Below are 21,320 nucleotides of genomic sequence, written 5' to 3' on the forward strand. Positions count from 1 at the left end.
TTTGATTTGAGTCTTTTTTTAATAGTTTTATAACCCTAATTCTTCATCAGTTTTTAATTCTAAAGCTGAACCAATATAAGCAAATATTTCTGGACTTTGTTTTATATATTTACCCTCTAATATTCTTATAACACTTTCAATAGTATCTTTTAATGGTACATATTGACCAGGACTTTTTGTAAAATGTTCAGTCATAAAGAAGTTTTGAGTGAAGAAATTTTCTAATTGTAAAGCTTTTTTAACAATAATTTTATTTTCAGCATCTAGTTCATCAAATCCTAAAATTAGAATTACATCTTCTAAATCTTTATATGCTTTTAAGATTTTTTTAACTTCTAAAATAGCTTCAAAATGTCTTTTTCCAATAAGTGATTCATCTAATGAACTTGATGAACTTGCTAATGGATCAAAAGCAGGAAGAATATTTTTTGCAACTTGATCTCTTGATAAAACTAAATTTGAATCTAAATGATTAAAAACTGCAACAGCTGAAGGATCACTTAAATCATCCATCGGTAAAAACACTGTTTGAAATGAAGTGATTGATGCATTTTGATTTTTAAATAAACGATCTTGGATATTTGCTACATCACTTTCTAATGTAGATTGATAACCTCCAATCGAAGGTTTTTTACCAAGTGTTGCACTAACTTCATTTTCTGCTTGAATAAAACGATAAATATTATCTATAAATAGTAAAACATCTTCTTTTTTATAATCTCTTAAATATTCAGCAGCAGTTACTCCAATTGGTACAATTGACATTCTAGCTCCAGGAGATTCATTCATTTTTGAAATGTACATTGTTGAATTTTTCATAAGATCAGATTGAACTAATTCATCATAAAGTTCAATCGCTTCTCTAGAACGTTCTCCTGAACCAATAAAAATATTTGAAGTATTTTTATATCTATTATTTACATTAAAAATAATCTCTTTCATAAGAACTGTTTTACCAACACCAGCCCCACCAAAAATACCTAATTTAAATCCTTTAAAAATAGGTATGAAAAAATCAATTGCTTTAATTCCTGTTTCAATAAATTCATTTTCAACATTTATCTGTCTTTTATTATTAATAATTGAATTCATTTCAATTAAATCAACATCTTTATTGTTCTCATTATTTAATGAAATTCCTGAAAAACTATAAATATTATTTTTTGCTTTATCTCCAACTGGAACCATAAAACTTTTATTTGTGTTTTTAACTACATCACTTATTGAAATTGATCTAGATGAATAAATAACAATCGCTCTAATATGAGTATTACTAATAATGCTTTTAACTAGTAAGTATGTAGTGTTATTATGAGTTGTTAGTAAGTGATTAACTAAAGGTAAATGTTTAGAATCAAATTCGATATCTATAACATCTCCTGATATACTAATAATTTTTCCATCCATTATTTATCACCTAATTTCTGTGCAGCTTTTTCTAAGAATAATTTATCTATTTCTAAAAAATCATAATCATTTTCTATATCTCAATTTAAATCTAAATAATCAGAATATTGTTTTAATACAAATAAGAAATAGTTTCTTGTCATTTCTTCATCATACTGATCACTTGATTTAATAAGTTCAAATTGTCTTTGTCCTTCGTTGTGATTATTAATAAAATAATCTAAAAATAATAATGCTTTTTGTTCATCTTTAACAGTTTTAATTAATGATCATTGAATGATTTTGCTCATCATTAAAATGAAATTGTAAGTGTATAATAAATATCCTTTTTGTAAAAATAGTTTATCTATCATTTTTCCTTTATACATCAAATCAGCAACTTGATCATTTAACTTATAATCTAATGAAGCGAGTTTTAATTGGCGCTTATATTTTCTATAAGTTTTACCGATATCGCTAGCAATTTTTGTCATTGATTTATTTTGTACACTACTTCCAGTTCTTGAAACTGAAAAGTCAATATCAATAGCAGGAAGTACTCCTTGAGAAAATAACTTACTACTTGTAACAATTTGTCCATCAGTAATTGAAATCACATTTGATGCAACTAAACTAGTTAAATCATTATCTGTTGTTTGAATAATAGGTAGTGCTGTAATTGTTTTTGTATTTTTAAATGATCCAGCACGTTCTAATAATTGAGAATGAGCAAAAAACATATCTCCTGGCATTGCTTCTTTTCCTACTGGTCGGTTACTTAGTAATGCTATTTCTCTAAAAATATTGGCATGTTTTGTTAAATCATCAAAAATAATTAACACATCATCAGTAAGTGAGATATTTTCAGCATGAGCCATTCCAATATAAGGAGCTAGATATTGTTCATATGCACTAGTTGCAGGAGCATCAATAATAATAGTATTTTTTAAAGCATCGTGTTTTTCTAAAGTATTGTAAATTCTTGAAATAGTTTCTCTTTTTTGACCAATTGCAACATAAACACATTTAACACCTTTTTGAGATTGATTAATTACTGTATTTAATGCTATATGTGTTTTTCCTGTTTGACGATCACCAATAATTAATTCACGTTGGCCTTTTCCTATAGGAATCAATAAATCAATCACAGTTAATCCAGTATAAAGTTGTTCATTTAATCTTTGAACTCTCATTAAATCTTGATTTACTTTAAATATTTTACTTGAAGCATCGTTTTTATCTTTTTTAATAACTTCATTAGTAGGTAAAATTGCATTTCCATAAATATCAATTACTTTATTAAAATGTTGTTTACTAGTAAATACTTCATCTGATTGATCTGATAATTCTATTTCATCACCAATAGATAATTTTTGACCTTCTAAGTTAGCTAGTAGATATGCAAAATTTTCTGAAGCACTAATTAAAAATAATCTAACTTCTTTATTTTTTACTGAGGTAAAAACTTGTTGTTGACAGTAATCAAATTTTCCTTCAACTTGAACAATATAATCATAAATAGCTACAATTTTTGGATTGATATTTGAAACATTTTTGTTTATTTTTGTGTTCATATTTTTATCCTTTCACTCCTACTAATATCAAGATAATTGAAATTAATGTAACGCTTAAACTAAGTATTGTTAAAATGATAAATGTTGATTTTAATTGCTTTTTATTTTTGTTTTTATGTAGGTATATATAAGTATTTGTTATTAAAAATAAAGTACTTAATACTAACAAACTAATTCCTATTATTAATGAATAATTATTTAAAATTTTTTGTTCATCTTTATTTTTTTGTATTGCTAATTGATAATATTTATTAAATTCTTCATACTCTTTTGAGTTTGGTTGTAAATCAACTGGAGCTAATAAAATTTTAATTATTTCAACATATTCTCTACTATCTTTAACATTCTTTATATAATCATCAAATCATTTTATTGTATTAAAGTTTTTAAACTTGTCATTTGCAGTAGATATTAATCTAGTGTTAGATTTATCAAAATTTATAAAAACATTATCTACATATTTAAGATTAATGTTGTATTTTTTAGCCTTTTGAAGAAATTTTTCTCTAGAAGCAGTGTGAGTTGTAAATTGATCTAAATCTGATTTTAAAACTAAAAATGCATTAGATAAACTATGAAACACAGGTTGGTTATTTAAATTAGATGATATTAAAGAACTTAAAATTTTATCAATTAAAATTCTTGAGCTTGACCAAATTGCTTTTGGATTATAATGTGGATTATTAATTTGATTAGTATCAATTGAATTGTAATAATTGTTTAGAACTTTAGATCACAAGTTGTTAAAATTTTGATCATTAATTATTTTATTCGCGCTTTCAACAAAACCTAGAACAGATGATTGCAAATCTCCATGACCTATAGTTTTATAGTTTAGTTTTTCATCTAACATTAGTGCTTTATATAGTTTTAAAAATGTTTTACTAATCTCTTTATTTTGTTTTTCTAATAAGAAGCTATATTTTACATTTTTATTTGGATTAATGATTTCTGTTTGATAAGTTCTAAATTTAGCTTCATTTAATAGATCTCTTATTTTAACAGTTACAAATTGACTGTCTGATGAAGTTGATTGTGCTTTTGATTCAACAGTATATTCAAATCTTGTATTAATTGGATTTTTAAAAAAGAAAAAGTTTTTCTTATTTTCTTGATTATTTTCTGATTCAAATCTATTAATAATCTCACTAATTGAATTGGTGTTTGCATATTTATAACTTACATATGGTTTTAATTTTGGAAGTGCTTGGATTAGTTGAGTTGGATTAATATTACTTGGTCTTTTATCATTTGGAACAACTGGTTTTAATGGATCGGGAATAGTTGGAGTTGTTGCTGGGGTTGGTTCTGATTCGTTCTTGTCTTTATATTCTTGATTTTTAGTTAAATCAAAATCAATAAATTTAGGTTTTATTTTGTTAATAACATAATCTTTTCAAGATTTATGTTTATCTAAAATTTTTGCAGATCCAACATAAATTTCATCATTATCTTCATTTTTAATTGGTTCTAAAATAAAATCTTGTCCAAGTTTTGGTAATTCTTTTTCATTAAAAATCATACCAATTACTTCTTTATCAAATTTTTTAAAATATTCATCTAACTCAACATTAAAAATGTGTGAACTTATAGTATTAACAATTTGATCTTTATTTTTTATAACTTCTTCTTTTAATTTTTTATCTATAATTTTTGAATAATCATAAGCATCATCTAAACTTAATCTAACGTTCTCGTATTTCTTATTATTAAAAATTACTGTTCCTGTATTATGTTCTTTTTTAACAGCTAAAATGTAAGGAAAAGTTATATGAAATCCAAATTGAGATGGATCTGATATAAAGTCATCTTTTTTAGAACTAACATAAAGTTTTTTTAATGAATTTAAATATACTCTTTTTTCTATATTTGCTGTATATTCTTCAGTTTTAGATTCTTCTTTTAATTTGTCTTTATCTTTTTCTAATTCATCATTAATAAACTTTTGAATTTTATCAAATATTTTTGATAATTCTTCTTTTAACTTGTTATCTAAAGTATTTTTAAAAGTATTAAATGATTTGTCAACTTCAGGTTTTTTAGGTGCATCAGGTTTTGGATTAGTTTCATTTGTTGTTGAACTATCGGTTAAGTTTTCACTAGTTGGATCTTTTTGATATAAAGAAAGAATATTTTTATTAACTACTTTATTTTGATTTATCAAAGATAAACAAATAGGAGTTATTATTGAAAATAAAGTTATGTTAAATAATAAGATGAATTTTGGCTTAAATTTCTTCATAATTCTCCTTTTTTAAACTTAACTCTTTAATCATTTTTAAAACATATTGTTTTTGTTTTAATTTCTTAAGTTCAAATATTTTTTCTATATCTAATCCGATTTTTTCAATTGCTAGTAGTGCTGATATTTTTTTATTGACTTGCTTTAATAAACTATCATTTTGTTTCTTTAATTTGTTTTGAATATAAAATTCGTCTGATGAAAAAGCATTAACAGTTATGTGATTATTTTTAACTATAATATGAGCATTTTTACAAAATAAGAACTTATAATCTCTAGTTTTATAATCATAAATTCTTAATAAAATAATTTCATATCCTACTAAAAAGTTATTAGATAATTCAATTCACTCTTGTTGTTGATCGACATTAAAAGAAACTGATACATTGTTAAAATTAATAGTTTTTTTATTTTCTATAAAATTAATTGATAGATTAAACATACTACTCCTTTTTGAAAAAATGTTTATTTGCACTAGCTAATAAAACTAATTCTTCAATTTCTTTTTCTCGTTTGATTCTAGTAACTTTTTTATTTAAATTATGAATTTCTTCATCAACTTCATTAATGATTTTATTAATTCTAATCAATTCATTTTTTGCTTTATAAAATGATGATTCAACTAATAATGATTCAATTGAATTTTTAATAAAATTATCTACTTGAATTTCTAAATAAGTATCAATATCTGGATAAATTCTAAATTTAGAAATATCTATTGAATCATGATCAAATTGTTTTTCACTTAATGCTGTTATATCAAATTCAGATAAAGGTAAAATTGTAAATTGATTTGTTTTATTTTTATTTGAGTTAATTACAAAACAAAGTGATTGATAATTTTTTTGACTAAATAATAACTTAATTATTTCAGTTAATTTATAAGACAAATCAGATTCATGTAAATCTAAATTATAAATAGCATTTAATTTATTATCTAAACAAAACTCAAGTGCTCGTTTTCCTATTGTTATAAAGTCTATATTTTTATTTTTAGTATTATTTAAAATATGATTTTCATATCTTGAATAAGAATCTGTTTGATATTTTTGTTCTTCAGTTAAATAAATTCATAGTTGTTTAGGTTTTATTAAAAAGTTTTTAAACTTATTTTTAGTTTTAGATGTAGAACTTATTAAATTATTTTTAATTTGATATTGTTGTTTAATTGATAATATTAAGTATTGATTTAATAATGCATTATCTAAATAATGAGTTAGTAAACTGTTTTGTTTAATAATTTCAATTTGTAGAATGTTTTTATCATTAATAACTTTTGATTGAATTTTTTTAAAATTATTTAACTTACTTTCAACTTTTTTTAAATCCATTAACTACCTCTAATAACTAAATATTTTTCATTAAAAAGTATTTTTAATGAAGTAGTATTTTTTGATCTATAAACAATAATTTCAGGAAAAATTTCAAGACATTTATCATCATTAATTAATTTAGAAATATATAAGTTAAATACATTTAAAAAGTTATTTAATTTTTCATCACTGCTATTTATAAAACTAATTGCTTCATTATTTGTTGATTCTTTATCAGTTAAAATTGGAACTAAAATATTTAAACCGTATTTAAGATCAACATTAAATGAAATTACAAAATCTTTTAATAACAAATCAAATTTATTTTCTAATGCTTTATTTGTCATTTTTTCAAATTCAAGATATTGATCAGAATTAAATCCTAAATTAGATTCTAATAAAACACTAGCTATTAATTTTTTATAACTAATATAGTTTTGTGAAGCTTTAGTTTTTTTAAACAAATTAAATACATCAAATGTTTCTAAGTTTATAATTAAATTTTTATCATTTTTTCTCATAATTACTCCTTAAACTATATGTTAATCTTTTTAATTTGATTTATTAAAATTGTTGAACTAATTAAATAATAAAGATAATAAATTGTTTGTATTAAAAGTATAGTTAATGAAATGATCTGATTAATATTTAAACTACTATTTAAGATATATAAAGATCTATTTTGATTTGCTAATAATATGTGATTTAATCCATAAATTAATCCAACAATAAATAATATGTTGATATTAATAACTATTAGTAATAAATTAGAATAACTATTAAATTTATTTTTATATAATACAATTTAAAACTAATAACTGTTAAAACGATATTAACTATCAAATTAATTAAAGAAACTAATACTTGATCTGTTAAAAAATTTGAAATCATAAACATAGTTCAAATAATTCATAAAAACTAATTAAATAATTATTATTTAATAATTTATTGTTTACTATTTTATGTTTTTTAAAAAGTGTAAATACATAAAAATCATAAATATTAAGATATTAAATACTGAAAATAATAAATTTAAATAATCTAAAGATTCATCATCACTAAATCTATTATGAGTTGGTTTTATTTTTAAAACTGTTAAGCTTATAAATCAAATAACAACAACACTTAAACATACTAAATAAAAATCAAATCTATTTTTTAAATTACTTATATTTAATTGTTTATAAATTATTGAATAAACTAAATAAATATTTAATCCAACTAACAATATCATTAAAACTAAGAAACTAAAAACAATAATCATGAAGTTTAATAAGCTTTTAAATTTAAAGATTTTATAAATTGAATTATAAAATAAATTATTAATAATTAATGATCCTGTTTTAGATGCTGCTTGAATTCATAAAGTGAAAAATACTAATACTAAACTAACTAAAATAACTCTTGATAATATATTTATTACTAATAATTTTTTATTTGAATAAATTAAAGGATTTGTTTTTCTCTTAGTAAAAAAGTTAAATAATTGATAAGAAATATCAATTATTAATAAAGCGATTAAACTGTATAAAAGAGTGTATGTTTTATAGAAATTAGTAATATCTTTAAATGCAAAAACATAATAAATCCAAATAATGAAATTGATAAATATAGTACAAATCATATTGCATATATTTTTATATAATTTTTATTTTGATAAATATTTAAATAAGCTTTTTAAAACCATATAAGTATAAAAACTTAAAGTAAATAATCTTAATAAAAATGTTCAGTTTATTTCTTTAAATTTATCTGTTGAAAAGTTAAAAGCTATAGAGAGTAAATCTTTACTATAAAAGACTGTTTTATTAATTAAAAATAACAATAAAATAAACGTAGTAGAAAAAAATATTAATGATATAAATTTATAGAACGTTATAATTTTATTTTTATCTTTTTCTAATACTAAATTAGTTATTTCTCCATAACTTTTACTATCAGTTAATTTGATAGAGTTTTGTATCATTTTTGCTCCTTATACAAAAAGGTAATAAACTTTTGCTTTATCACCTTTGTTATTTATTTTAGTTAGTTTTTTTATCAAATTTAAAATTATCAGGTATATTGTTTATACTGAATCCATTTTCAAATAATTTTGTTTTTATGTTGCTGTCTTTAAATTTCTTTTCTAATGCATGTCTGTATGAATTAATTTGATTTTGTCCGCTACCATAAATTAGATCATATTCAGGTAAATTATATTCTCCAAATAGTCCTTTATAGTTATATCCTGGTGATCTAAACATAGTTGCTAACCCGGTTTTTGCACTACCATTTGATGCGTGATAAACTGCAATTAATTCATTATTTTTATTTCTAACACTAGATCCAGATGCTCCTCCAGCAGGAGAATAAAATCTTGGCATTAATTCCAATCCAAAGTTGAAATATTGTTTTGTTTTTCCATCTAAAGTAAGTGTGTAAAGTTCATTTCCTACTCTATGAGCTGCTAAAAATGCATCAGTTAATCCTGGTTTATTTGTAAACGAACGATAACCAATTTGATATGATAAGAAATTACCTCTTGATAATTCTTCTTCTGAATAACGACCGCTGGATCCTTCTTGTTTAGAAACTGAATCAAAATATTTACTATCAGAATTTGTTCAAAGTGAAAAATCATTTTTCTTTTCACTTATTTGATCATCATCTAAATGTTGTCTTAAATAATAATCACTTTCTGAAGTTGGATATCCTAAAACATAGATATTTTCTAATTTATTAAGTTTTTCTTTATCGTTTCTATCTTTAACTAAAATAGGTCTATCAACTTTTTCATAGTCTGTTAAATATGAATCGGACTTAAATTTAATATAATTCCCTTTTGTTGCATAATTGTTTGTAATTATTGCCGATAGTTTTTTGGCATCTAAAGTTTTATATTGATCAATTTCTTTTCTAGCACTAAATGCAGTGAAATGACTATTATTTAATAAACTATTAAAATCAAATTCAACTACTGCAAAATCTGCAAAAAATCCTGCATCTTTGTATTTTTCTGCTTGTTGTTTAACTAAATAATCAGCTGGTTTTTTATCAATAAAATCTGTTGCATGGAAAATTGCTGATACAGAATTTCTATTTTGATCATTTATTTCAAAAGTAAAAGTTTCAAAGTTTGGATCAAAAGAATTTAATTTAAGAGTTTGACCAACTTGTACAGAATCTTTAATTCTAGTAATTGATACTCTTGTTAAATTATCTGTTATAGCTTTTGCAACGTGAGAGTTTGTTCCAAAATAAAATGTTGTTGGACTATTGGTATTATCTAATTGATAATCCATTATTCACATTGTTCCAGATTCATTAGCAAATTCTTTACCATCATCTCTTTTTTTAATTAGTTTATCTAATTCATCTTTTTGTAATTTGATTAATGAAATTTTTGTGTGAGCAAGTATTTCATTTTTTTCTTTTTCAAGTTTATTTTTTAGATCTTGTAGTTCTTTTTGTTTTTCTGCTATTCTTGCTTTTTCTTTACTATCTATAGAATTAATTTCTTGTTGTAATTTTTGAATTTCAAAATTATATTGAAGTTCTAGTTTTCTAACTTCACCGTTTATAAAATCGTTAAGTTTATCATCATCTCAAGAACGAATTATTTCTATATTTTTCTTTAAGTTTGCAATCTCAACACTAAAATCTTTTTTATATGTAAATTTAACTTGAAATGTTTGTTCAGCCATTGTTTTATAAGTTTGATTTATTAATGTTCTAGCTAAACCGTGTGATTTAACATGATCTGAACCAAGTGAATCAGTAAAAGAAGGTCCTTTATTAACTTCAGATCGATCATTAATTTTTAATTTCTTTTTATTGCCTTCGAAAACAGGAAGTGTGAATCCTTTTAATGCTGAATTGTAATAGCTATCAAAACTAACTTCTTCAGCTAATTTATTAAATTCTTCGATTTGTTCATCTGATAAATCTAAACCAAACTCTTTTTTAATATCAACATTTTTACTTAAACCTTGAGTATACATAGATTCAAGTATTTTTATGTATTTTTCATTATCAATATTAAAGCGTTGTTTTTGATCTGCTTTATCATATTTTTTTAATTCTTCTCTTCCACCAAAAGAAGCGGTGGGATCTGTTTCTTGTCTATTGTTGTGATCAAATCCACTGTTTCTCATTAAACCTGTTAGAAGCATTTTTTTATTTTGAGATTTATTTTCTTTTCTATTTAAAAATTCAATAAATATAGTAACTTCACCTTTTGTATTTGAAATGTTTGTTGAAGCATTTTTTTCTGTTTTTGCACTTTTAACAGAAACGACTATGTTTTCATTATACTTAGCTTCTTTAAAAGTAATTTTTAAACTTGATGGACTTTCTTCAACTTCACTAGGAAGTGTTTGTGATAAAGTTTTTTCTGATCCAAATTTTGTTTTAAAACTAATATCAGTAACTTCTTTTAATTTTTGTTCTGAATTTATTGAATTTATAAAATCGTTAATTTGTTCATTTGTTAGTTCAGAATTTACTGAACTATCAACAACTTTATTACATGAAACAACTAATAAACTGGGAACAACTACTGATGATACACCTGTTAACACTAATAGTTTATTTAGTAACTTCATATTTAATTTCCTTTCTTTTCAAAAACAATTAACTGAAACTGTAATCTTCAGTTATAACATCATAACCAAATTCTTTTAACTGTTGTATTAAACCAGTAGCACTAGGGTCTACTACAATTTGTTTTCTTGATTTTAAGATTTCATTATATTCAAAATATTTTGCTAAATTATCTAAACCAGAACGTTCTAATTTATCAGTTCCTTTTATTTCTATTTTTGTTGTTCCAGCACCATTGCTAAACATTATCTTAGGTTTTTCAAAAGGATTACTAGTATCTAAGTGTTGTAAGTTAGCGTTATTTAATTCGTCTGTTGAAATTTCAAATGCTTCTTGGTTATTAAATAAAGTTAATCTTTTAATTAATCTTGCTTTGTTAGTAGAATTTTGTGAATCATGGAATTCTAAACCTCTTAAAGATTTTATTTTTGTAACTCGGCTAAAATCTAAACCAGTTGGATAACTATTATCACCTTGTTGTTGATCTGGATTTAGTCCTGATCCATGTCTTCCTTGGAAGAATGGTTCATTATTTCTAGCATAATACACCATTCTTAATCCTAGATTAATTCTTCTAAAATCGTTTATATTACTATAATCTTCTTCATCAAAAGCGATTGTATCAAATGTAATTCTTGTAGCAATTTCTAATCCTCTAGCATAATCTGCACTTACATTGTAGTCTAAAGTGTTTATAAATGAAGTATTTCTTAAAGATCAAGGGTTAAATGATCAACTATCTCTTAATGAGTTTCCTGTTGTATATAATGATAATTCTTTAATTTTTTTATGTTCTAAAGCTATTAAACTTGAGGTATTTGTTTGTCTATCTGAAAAGAATAATTCTAGCTGTGGTAAGTTCTCAGGAAGAGCTCTTAAAATATGTCTAAATGGTTGACCACCATCATCTCTTCCCATGTTAAAAATTCTATATGAAGTAATTTCAACACCATCTTTTTGTAATTCTTTAATTAGGCTTTCTATTCTTTGATATGCTTTAGTATTAGCAGCATCAACTTCAACAACATAACCATTATTTAATAAACCTTCGATTTTTGGATTTCTTGTTAGTTCAAAAATGTTTATTCCTGAATTTGATTCAATATTATATTTATTAAATGTTGGATCGGTATTTACATCAATTTTTCCTTTTGTTCATCCAGGATAAGTACCGTTTCTAACATCTTCAGCAGATCTTGTGTATGGTGAGTTGTAATTAAAAACCCTTCTTTCAAGATTGTCTCTAGTAATTCGGCTAGTTACAGTGTTATATCTATCTGGAATGTTATATCCATAAGAATCAATTACTCCATCTTCATTAATATATGCATTTCTAGGATCTAAAGCTAAACCTTCTTTTAAATAAGCTTCAGCTCTTGATCCAATTGTTGTAAATTTTGTACTATCTAAATTAGCTAATAATCATGCATATTTGGCTTCTTTAGTTTTGAATGTTGCTATCATTTGATCATATATTTTTTGAGCATCATCTTTTAAGAATTTTTTTACATTTGGAGAATCAAATAATTTACCAAATCTTTGAACTAAATTCTCTCAAGTATCTTTATTATTTCTTAAAATTGCTCCAGCAGTTTCAGATCCTTCATTTCTAGCAAAAGTATCAGTAATAACTTTAAAAGCACTATCATTTAACAATCCAGTACCTTGTGCATTTAAGGCTTGATTTCTAACAGCGTCTCTTAGTTCTTGAGTTACATTAACACTAACGATTCTTTCAACTGTAACATTTGTATAACCGCTAGGATTAGCAATACCATTAGTTGTATCATATGTAGTTGGAGTAAAAGTTGGTTTACCGCTAACAACAGCTCTTACTGATGTTCCTGCAATTTCAATTGTTGTTTCATATTCTCCTGGTTTAATTTCTGGTTTAGGTTTAGTTTCATTTTCAACTACTCTTGGAACTTCTGGAGTTGGAACTGTTTCAGTTTCTTCTTTTCTAGTTGGTTCTGGTTTTACTAACTCTTCTTTTATAATTTTATCAATATTAGTATCTCTAGCAGCAACATTGACATTAACATTACCATTAACTGGTTGTAATTCAGCATCAGTTTGACCAATTGTTGAAGTAATTTTTGCAATAGATCCATCAGAAACAGCGTTATATACAATTGCAGATAAAACAGTTGAAGAACTAACAAGACCAATTATTAATAAAAGTAGTGTCTTATTTTTCTTCTTTTTAATATGTATCATCATTATCCTCGTTCTCTTTTATTGATTTTTATTTTATTATTCTATTATATATGTATTTTTTAAACTTAGTTATATATATTAAATTTTGGACACTATATTTGATCGTTTATTTCCAAACGAGTTGAATATCTTTAAAAAAGTTTATAATATAAAAGTTATTTAACTATATTCTGCATTCAGTTATACCCGAGTTTTGCAGTTGTTGTGCTAACAAATAAATAAAAAGATGAAAAGTTCAGATTTTAAGGGCTTTTTCATCTTTTTCTTATGCCTATTTACTTTTTCCAAAGTTATGCTAAAATATTTATAGGAGATATTATGATAAAACGAGATGAGATAAAATTTAAAGACGGAACCGTTAAGACATATTTTAGAGTTGTTAGAGGATATCGAGACAAAGACGGAAAAGTTAAACAAGAAATCGTTAAAAGTTTTGGATATCTAGAAGATCAACTAGATCAAGATAAATTCATAAAAGAGGTTGAAGAGTTTAACAAAAACGCACTTAAGATACCTAGAATAACTTTTAGTGAAATTAAAGATAAATCATTTTTAGATGATCCAAGTTCAAGTTCATATAATTTTGGTTACAAATATTTAGAAGCAGTATATCAATTCTTGGAATTAGATGATTTTTTTGCTAGCTTAAACTACAAAACAACATATTCTATAAATGAAATTTTCAAGTTTTTAGTTCTGCAAAGAATAATGTCACCAGCGTCTAAGAGATCTACATATAAAAGATAGAATCCTTTTATAATAAAGAACTTAATTTTTCTATTTATGCTGTTTACAGGTGCTTAGATTACATTGATAAGCACTCAGATGAACTTCAAAAACATTTAAATAAGGTTATTTCATCAAAAATAGGAAGAAATGCAGTTGAAACATTCTTTGATTCAACAAATTTTTATTTTGAAAAAGACTTTGAAGATGCAGATGTTTATGAAGAAGTTTTTCCACTTGAAACTAATAAAAAATCATAAATGATCAACAAATGATTTCAATTAAAGACGGTAATACAGAAAAACAATACAAAAAATTACAGGTTTATTAAAACGTGGAGTTAGTAAAGAACATGTTGTTGATCCAATTGTTCAGTTGGGACTTATGATGGATTCGAATGGAATTCCAATAAGCTATAAGATTTTTCCAGGAAATACTTCAGATTCAAAAACTCTTTTACCTATTTTAAATGAAGTAAAAAGTAGCTATAACTTAGAACGAACTGTAATAGTTGCCGATAAAGGAATAAACTGTCAAGAAAACATAAAATCTATCGTTAAAAATGGTGATGGTTACTTATTTTCACAAATTCTAAAAGGTAAAAAGGTAAAAAATACCAAGAAAAATGTTTGATGAATCATTGTATAAAACAGTTTCTTCAGACTACAAATACCAAGAATTTATCGAACCATTTACTTATTTTGATGAAAATAACAAAAAAGTTACAGTTAAACAAAAAGTTTTAATTTGATGAGATGGAAAAAGAGCAAGAAGAGATATTAGAAAAATTAACGAAAAAGTGCTAAAAGCACAAAATGCAATTAAATATGGGGTTGCTAATCTTACACATAGCTACACAAAATATATAGCAACACAAAATTATTCATCAATAACAGGTGAAATAGCTGATAAAAACAACTTGTAATTGATGTAGAAAAAATAGAAAAAGATCTAAAATTTGCAGGTTATTCTTGTATTGTGACTTCAGAACTTGAATATGATCACAAAAAATCCGTGATTTATACCACGGATTATCAAAAATAGAAGATGCTTTTAGAATAACAAAAACGATCTAGCAACAAGACCGATGTTTGTTAGAACCAAAGAACACATAAATGCTCACATTTTAATATGTTATGTTTCACTGGTTATACTTAGAATAATTTTTCATAAATTAAACGGAAAACTTAGTGTAGAAAGAATTATTGAAGCACTTAATATGTGCTCTTGCAGTAACATAAGTGGTGGAATTGTTTATGTTTACAAAAACGATGAAAAACAAGGTTTTGAAATAAAACAAGATCAAAGTGGAAAGGATTATTCAACTACAAAAATAATTAATGATAGTTCACAAACTGTTGAAGATTTTAAACTTTTATCGCAACTATTTGAAAAAACAAACACGATAAAATCGCTAATGACAGACGTTGAATTTGATAAAATTTTGAATTCTATAAGATTTAAATAGCACTTAAAAAGTTGTTGTACTTTTTACTTTAGCACAACAACTGCAAAACTCGGGTTATATATGTATTTTTTTAAACTTAGTTATATATATTAAATTTTGGACACTATATTTGATCGTTTATTTCCAAACGAGTTGAATATCTTTAAAAAAAGTTTATAATATAAAAGTTATTTAACTATATTCTGCATTCAGTTATAGATTAAATTCTGTCTATATTAAATAAAAGTAGTAACTCTTAGCAGTAAGAGCGAATTAATAGACTGGTTAGTTTAGGAACTGTTCAAAATATTTTTTAATAACCATATAAAAAGGAGAATTAGATATGTCAAGATATACAGGGTCAACATTCAAAAAAGCTCGTAGATTTGGTTTCTCAATTCTTGAAACTGGTAAAGAATTTTCAAAAGGTAAAAAAAGAGTAACTACTCCAGGTCAACATGGAAAAGATAAAGCTAAAATCAAATTATCTGGTTACGGACAACAATTACAAGAAAAACAAAAAGTTAAATTCATGTATGGATTAAGCGAAAGACAATTCAGAAACACTTTTGCTAAAGCTAAAAAATTACAAGGAATCCTAGGGACAAACTTCTTAGTATTATTAGAATCAAGATTAGACAACATCGTTTACAGATTAGGATTTGCAATGACAAGACAAGGTGCAAGACAATTAGTAAATCACGGTCACATCTTAGTAAATGGTAAAAAAATTGATATTCCTTCATACCAATTAAAAGTTGGAGATGTAGTTGAAGTTAAAGAAGCTACTAAGAAAAATGAAAAAGTTCTTGAAGCATTACAAAACAATGAATCAACAGTTGAATTTGTTAAAGTTGACAAAAACAACGTTAAAGGTGAATTTGTAAGATTACCAGAAAGAAAAGAATTAAATGCTGAAATCAACGAAGCATTCATCGTTGAATGATACAACCGTTTAATTAAAAAATAATTAATAAATAGTAAAAGCAGGACAATGTCCTGCTTTTTTTATGTTTCCCACTTTAAGCATAAAAAAACAAGGGTTAAAACTTATAAATTTAGATTTGCATTTTTGTAAGTATTTTAAGATTGTTATATAAAACTCTTATCTAGTATATACATTAGATACACAGTGATAAGTTGTTACAGACACTATGGTTTAGAAATTAATTTCAATATGTGATAATATAAAGTTGTATTAAATTTTCATTTAATACCTTCAAAATAAATATGACAAAACGTTAATTTAATTTGAACAAACAAATAGAAAGGAAGTTGTGTACATGGATAATAGTAAATCAAATAAAGTGTTTACAACAATAAAAGACATTCCAATGTTTTTTAAACGTAACTTTGTTTTATTTATATTAGCTATCGCTGACGTTGCAATTTTCGCTATTCCATTCTACATGGAAAACTATATTCCTAACATGAACGCCAACTTTAAATTAGTTCCTGCAGACTACTCACAAGCTGGTGCTGTGTATGGATATGTAGCAATGCCTTGTTATATACTTGGTGCTTGATTTGGAGACAAATTTAGAGCTAAATCTCTAGTTGTTGCCGGAGTTGTTATTACTGGTATTTTAGGGGTTTGATATGTTATTCTACCATTCATTCCTATGATGACAGGAAATGGACATTTAACAGTTCTAACAGGAGCAGCAAGAAACATGATGTTAACTCAATTATGTATTATCTTTGCTGGATTCGCATTTGCAACAACTGCATTATTCTGAGCTCCATTATGAAAATTAGTTAAAAACGTTAATACCGAAGGACTTCCAGCTGAATTACAAGAAAAACAAGTTGGAAAAAACAATGGTATCCAAGGAATGATTAACGGTTTAACAGGTTTATTAATTGCGTTATTTGGAACACTATTAGTCTTCTTACAAAAAAGCAGTCTTTTAGGAAAAATTGGTGGAGAAAACGGGGTTGCCGTTGCTTTCCTAATATTAATTTCTATTTACGCAGGAATTATTTTAACTTCTGCTATTCTTGCAATATTCTTTATTAAAGAACCTAAAGTTCAAGAACCTTTATCATTCTCTGTTAAAGCTCTTGTTAACGTATTAAAACAAAAAACTATAATCCTATTATCTCTTCTAGTTTTAGGAGTTTATATGTTACAAATGGGATTAAGTTCATACGTTAACTACTTAAGTAACGTATTCTGAATTCCAGCTATCATTGTTATGATCATTGGTATTTTTAGAACTTACGCAATGCGTTTCTTAATATCAGGATGATTCGGAAAATGAGCAGATACTAGAAAATCATACATTCCATTAATCTGTGGTGGACTATTTATTGGTATGATCCTTATTTCAGTTGGTATTTTATTACCAGTATTCACAGGAGATAATATAAAAGATCCATCAAAATTAGATAGAAACAGTGCTTCTGTTATCATTTTACAAGTTGCTGCTGCATTTAACTTAATATTAATGGGAGCTGTAACTTGAGCTGTTGTTACAATTAGATGATCTCCAATTGGAACAGACTTAAAAGTTCAAAATGATAACTATGCCGCAGCTGTTAACATCGTTAGTGTTATTGCCTTCACTCCAGATGCATTCTTTAAACAAATAAGATCAGCTATCGAAGCAAAACACCACATGCGAGTTAGAGAAGATGCAGAGGGTAACATAATCGAATTCATAATAAATCCAAATGGTAAAGATTTAACTAATACTAAAGTTGTAGCCGATACATATGGTAATCAATTAATTCTTGCTGTTGTTTTAGGATTTGCGGCTATAGGATTACTTTCAGGAATTATTCTACATTTCGTTTTACAACGCCAAAACAAAATGGCAAATATTGGAAGTACAACACAAATTGTAGAAGAAAGATAGAAAAATAAAAATCATAGGTTTAACCTATGATTTTTTTGTATTCTTTTTTACTTTAATATTACTGAGAAATATTTTCTTTTACCTCTTTTGATTAAAAGGTATTTTTCTTCAACAGTTTTAAAATCACTTAGTAATTGATTTTCATCAACTACTAGTTCTCCGTTTACATAAATTGCTTTTGAATTAATAAATTCTCTTGCTTCACGTTTTGAACTTGATGCTGAAACTGAAACTAGTGCATCTATAATTTTTGTTGATTTTTCTAGTTCAACACTTGGTAATGAAACTATAGCCATTTTTAAAAGATCATCTGTTAAAGAAAATAAATCTCCTTTAAAAAATGCATCAGTTAATTTAATAGCTTTTTCTAATCCTTCTTGACCATGAACAAATTTTGTAATTTCAGTTGCTAATGCTTTTTGCATAACACGTTTAAAAGGTTCTTGTTTATGATTTGCAATTAAATCATTAATTTCATCTTCACTTAAGAAAGTTAAGAATTTTAACATTTTTTCACAATCTTCATCAGCTTGATTGAACCAGAATTGGTAAAAATCATACTCACTAGTTTTATTAGCATCTAATCAAACTGCTCCTGATTCAGTTTTACCAAATTTTTTACCATCTGATTTTGTTAATAATGGAATTGTAAATCCTGAAGCTTTACTATTATCACGACCAATTTTATCAGCAATAAAATCAATACCACTTGTTATATTTCCTCATTGATCAGATCCACCAATTTGAACAGTACAATTATTATTTGTATATAAATGATAAAAATCATAAGCTTGTAACATAGTATATGAAAATTCTGTTACTGATAATCCTGTTTGAATTCTTGTTGCAATTGATTCTTTTGCTAATAAATAACTTATATTAAAATGTTTTCCAACATCTCTTAAAAAATCAATTAAACTAATAGATTTTAATCAATCTGCATTATTTACAAAAGTAACATTAGGAATAATTCTTTGTAATTGTTTACTAATAGCTTTAATATTTTGATTAACTTGTTCATCAGTTTGTAAAACTCTTTCAGCAGATTTAAAAGAAGGATCACCGATCATTCCTGTTGCTCCACCAATTAAAGCAATTGGTTGAAAACCAGCTAGACCAAATCTTTTTAAAGTAACAATCATCATTAAATGTCCCACATGTAAAGAATCGGCAGTAGGATCAAAACCACAATAAACAAAATCGTTATTATTTTGTGCTGATATAATTTTTTCTTGATTTGTTATTTGTTTTACTAATCCTCTTCAAGTTAATTCATTAATAATATTATTTTTCATTTGTTCTCCTACTTAACTTTTTTTAATCTTGGATTTTCAATGTATTTTCTACCAAATTTAGCTTGTTCTTTTCCGTCAACTAAAACTGCATCTCCAGTAAAGTTAATATTTATTTCAGATAGAGCACTACCTACTCCATAAATATCAACAGGAGCATTTAAAGATTCAAATTCACTAATTTTTTCTGCTGTAAATCCTGAAGAAACAATTATTTTAGTATGATTACATCCAACTTTATCTAATGCATTTCTAACTTCTTGAACTAATTGAAGTGATACTCCATTTAATTTTGCATCTTTTGGATATTTATCTTTATTTTCTTGTAAATATTTATCAACAAGTGCTAAAGAAGTGTCTATTCTAACAGCATATAATTTATCTTTAAAATAATTTCCTACTTCAATTGCTGTATTAACACAATCATTATTATAATCGATTAAAACTGTTAAATTGTTATTTGGAAAAGTTTTATAAAAAGCTTGGGCAGCTTTTAAAGTATCACCATTAAAAGCTTGAATTAAAGCATGAGGCATTGTACCTAAAGGTTGTTTAACATTTTCATCATCTATATATTCTAAAGCGGCTTGAGTTACAAAATGTCTAAATCCACCAATATAACAAGCATAACCGTCACTTGCTAAAGTTTCATAACTATCTGCTCTATCTAACATACTAACTACTGTTTTATTTTTTGCAGCTTGAATAACTTTTTTAGAATTAGTTGCAATTGAAGTATTTCTAGATAAAATACCATCAATCATTCCTTCTAATCAACCAAAATCTTTATATAGACCAGTTATTCTTAAAACCGGTTCTTTTGAATTAATGATATCTCCATCATTTAATGATCAAATTTCTAAATCGTTATAATTAGGACACACAAATTCTAATAGATCTAAAACTTCTTTAATTCCACATAAAACTACATTATCGTTTCTTTGGAAAAATTGCATAGTTATTCTTTGTTTCAATTCAAATTCTTCCATGATTTGAATTGTTTTTTTAAAATAGTCAGCTACATAATATTTTTCTTTAACTTTTTGATCAAATTTAAACTTGTTTTTGTTCATCATAATAAACACCTCAAAAACTCTGACCTATCTTGTTTGAATATTCAGAACCTAGTTCAATGATACCTTGACTTTCTTTTTCTAATTTTAATTCTCTTGCACTACATAACATACCAAAAGAATCTATTCCTTTAACTTTTCCTTCAGTTATTAGTGATCCATTAGGCATTCAACTTCCTGAAGTTGCAACAACAACGGCTAAACCTTTTCTAGCATTAGAAGCACCACAAACAATTTGAAGCACTTCTTGTTTTATATCAACTTCACATAAATGAAGGTGAGTACCTTCTATAGCCTTACAACTTAATATTTTACCTATTAAAAATTGTTTTTCTTGTTTAACCGGATAAATGTCTTTTAAAACGTTTTCTACATATTCAACTACTTCTTGTTTTTCAGAACAAAATGAATCTTTGATTTGTATATCTTTTGAAACTTCAAAGATATTTACACCAACTACTTGATTTTTATTTTTTAAAACAACAACGTTATTGATAATTTCTGTATCAGTTGCTGGTTTGTCTGAAAAACTAACTAATAATGTATCAAATTGTTTGTTATAAAAGACCCCAAATTTTAAACTATTCATTATAAATAATTCCCCT

At 25.0% G+C, this 21,320-nt stretch carries 18 protein-coding genes and 1 pseudogene; 6 read left to right on the forward strand and 13 right to left on the reverse strand.

Annotated features, from left to right (window positions below; genetic code table 4):
* Nucleotides 1-27: 27 nt before the first annotated feature.
* The 10 genes and pseudogenes from NX779_RS03515 to NX779_RS03560 all read right to left on the reverse strand — a co-directional run bounded on the left by NX779_RS03515 (nucleotide 28) and on the right by NX779_RS03560 (nucleotide 13,313).
* A complete protein-coding gene (locus NX779_RS03515; RefSeq protein ID WP_259430036.1) occupies nucleotides 28-1,407 on the reverse strand; it encodes an MSC_0618 family F1-like ATPase beta subunit in 1,380 nt (459 codons plus the stop codon).
* Complete coding sequence (locus tag NX779_RS03520; protein ID WP_259430037.1) at nucleotides 1,407-2,960, reverse strand: MSC_0619 family F1-like ATPase alpha subunit; 1,554 nt, start codon at nucleotides 2,958-2,960, stop codon at nucleotides 1,407-1,409. Before NX779_RS03520 ends, NX779_RS03515 begins: the two co-directional genes overlap by 1 nt.
* Nucleotides 2,961-2,964: 4 nt before the next feature.
* On the reverse strand, nucleotides 2,965-5,202 hold the full coding sequence (locus NX779_RS03525; protein ID WP_259430038.1) for an MSC_0620 family F1-like ATPase-associated subunit: 2,238 nt from the start codon (nucleotides 5,200-5,202) through the stop codon (nucleotides 2,965-2,967).
* Nucleotides 5,189-5,644, reverse strand: a complete 456-nt coding sequence (locus tag NX779_RS03530) for an MSC_0621 family F1-like ATPase epsilon subunit (RefSeq protein WP_259430039.1) — start codon at nucleotides 5,642-5,644, stop codon at nucleotides 5,189-5,191. Before NX779_RS03530 ends, NX779_RS03525 begins: the two co-directional genes overlap by 14 nt.
* Nucleotide 5,645: 1 nt before the next feature.
* Nucleotides 5,646-6,533 (reverse strand): MSC_0622 family F1-like ATPase gamma subunit, encoded by an 888-nt coding sequence (locus tag NX779_RS03535; RefSeq protein ID WP_259430040.1) that lies wholly within the window; start codon nucleotides 6,531-6,533, stop codon nucleotides 5,646-5,648.
* Nucleotides 6,533-7,036, reverse strand: coding sequence for a DUF2714 domain-containing protein (locus tag NX779_RS03540; protein ID WP_259430041.1), 504 nt, complete (start codon nucleotides 7,034-7,036; stop codon nucleotides 6,533-6,535). The genes NX779_RS03535 and NX779_RS03540 overlap by 1 nt, the downstream gene beginning before the upstream one ends.
* 14 nt (nucleotides 7,037-7,050) lie before the next feature.
* Nucleotides 7,051-7,320, reverse strand: coding sequence for a hypothetical protein (locus NX779_RS04530; RefSeq protein ID WP_510755878.1), 270 nt, complete (start codon nucleotides 7,318-7,320; stop codon nucleotides 7,051-7,053).
* Between the two features lie 150 nt (nucleotides 7,321-7,470).
* Nucleotides 7,471-8,481: pseudogene (locus NX779_RS03545) on the reverse strand (MSC_0624 family F1-like ATPase-associated membrane protein).
* A gap of 58 nt (nucleotides 8,482-8,539) precedes the next feature.
* Nucleotides 8,540-11,101 (reverse strand): Ig-specific serine endopeptidase MIP, encoded by a 2,562-nt coding sequence (mip, locus tag NX779_RS03555; RefSeq protein ID WP_259430044.1) that lies wholly within the window; start codon nucleotides 11,099-11,101, stop codon nucleotides 8,540-8,542.
* A 28-nt stretch (nucleotides 11,102-11,129) separates the two neighbouring features.
* Nucleotides 11,130-13,313, reverse strand: coding sequence for a putative immunoglobulin-blocking virulence protein (locus NX779_RS03560; RefSeq protein WP_259430582.1), 2,184 nt, complete (start codon nucleotides 13,311-13,313; stop codon nucleotides 11,130-11,132).
* Nucleotides 13,314-13,634: 321 nt separating this feature from the next.
* On the opposite strand from NX779_RS03560, the gene NX779_RS03565 reads away from it, so the two are divergent.
* The 6 genes from NX779_RS03565 (at nucleotide 13,635) to NX779_RS03590 (ending at nucleotide 18,350) form a co-directional block, all read left to right on the forward strand.
* Nucleotides 13,635-14,063 (forward strand): IS1634 family transposase N-terminal domain-related protein, encoded by a 429-nt coding sequence (locus NX779_RS03565; protein WP_259430045.1) that lies wholly within the window; start codon nucleotides 13,635-13,637, stop codon nucleotides 14,061-14,063.
* A gap of 303 nt (nucleotides 14,064-14,366) precedes the next feature.
* A complete protein-coding gene (locus NX779_RS03570) occupies nucleotides 14,367-14,690 on the forward strand; it encodes an IS1634 family transposase (RefSeq protein ID WP_445738812.1) in 324 nt (107 codons plus the stop codon).
* Complete coding sequence (locus NX779_RS03575) at nucleotides 14,668-14,967, forward strand: hypothetical protein (protein WP_259430047.1); 300 nt, start codon at nucleotides 14,668-14,670, stop codon at nucleotides 14,965-14,967. Before NX779_RS03570 ends, NX779_RS03575 begins: the two co-directional genes overlap by 23 nt.
* A gap of 162 nt (nucleotides 14,968-15,129) precedes the next feature.
* Nucleotides 15,130-15,510 (forward strand): hypothetical protein, encoded by a 381-nt coding sequence (locus NX779_RS03580; RefSeq protein WP_259430048.1) that lies wholly within the window; start codon nucleotides 15,130-15,132, stop codon nucleotides 15,508-15,510.
* 322 nt (nucleotides 15,511-15,832) lie between these two features.
* Complete coding sequence (gene rpsD / locus NX779_RS03585; protein WP_259430049.1) at nucleotides 15,833-16,459, forward strand: 30S ribosomal protein S4; 627 nt, start codon at nucleotides 15,833-15,835, stop codon at nucleotides 16,457-16,459.
* A gap of 313 nt (nucleotides 16,460-16,772) precedes the next feature.
* The gene (locus NX779_RS03590) at nucleotides 16,773-18,350 is read left to right on the forward strand and encodes an MFS transporter (protein WP_259430050.1); all 1,578 of its coding nucleotides are present in this window, start codon (nucleotides 16,773-16,775) and stop codon (nucleotides 18,348-18,350) included.
* A 47-nt stretch (nucleotides 18,351-18,397) separates the two neighbouring features.
* On the opposite strand, the gene tyrS is transcribed toward NX779_RS03590, so the two are convergent.
* The 3 genes from tyrS to ytpR are packed head-to-tail and all read right to left on the reverse strand — an operon-like array spanning nucleotide 18,398 to nucleotide 21,304.
* Nucleotides 18,398-19,645, reverse strand: coding sequence for a tyrosine--tRNA ligase (gene tyrS, locus NX779_RS03595; RefSeq protein WP_259430051.1), 1,248 nt, complete (start codon nucleotides 19,643-19,645; stop codon nucleotides 18,398-18,400).
* Nucleotides 19,646-19,653: 8 nt separating this feature from the next.
* Nucleotides 19,654-20,718: a nicotinate phosphoribosyltransferase gene (locus tag NX779_RS03600; RefSeq protein ID WP_259430052.1), complete on the reverse strand. Its 1,065-nt coding sequence runs from the start codon at nucleotides 20,716-20,718 to the stop codon at nucleotides 19,654-19,656.
* Nucleotides 20,696-21,304 (reverse strand): YtpR family tRNA-binding protein, encoded by a 609-nt coding sequence (gene ytpR / locus NX779_RS03605; protein ID WP_259430053.1) that lies wholly within the window; start codon nucleotides 21,302-21,304, stop codon nucleotides 20,696-20,698. Before ytpR ends, NX779_RS03600 begins: the two co-directional genes overlap by 23 nt.
* Nucleotides 21,305-21,320 lie beyond the last annotated feature (16 nt).

The organism is Mycoplasma cottewii, from assembly GCF_024918975.1.
GTDB lineage: Bacteria > Bacillota_I > Bacilli_A > Mycoplasmatales > Mycoplasmataceae > Mycoplasma > Mycoplasma cottewii.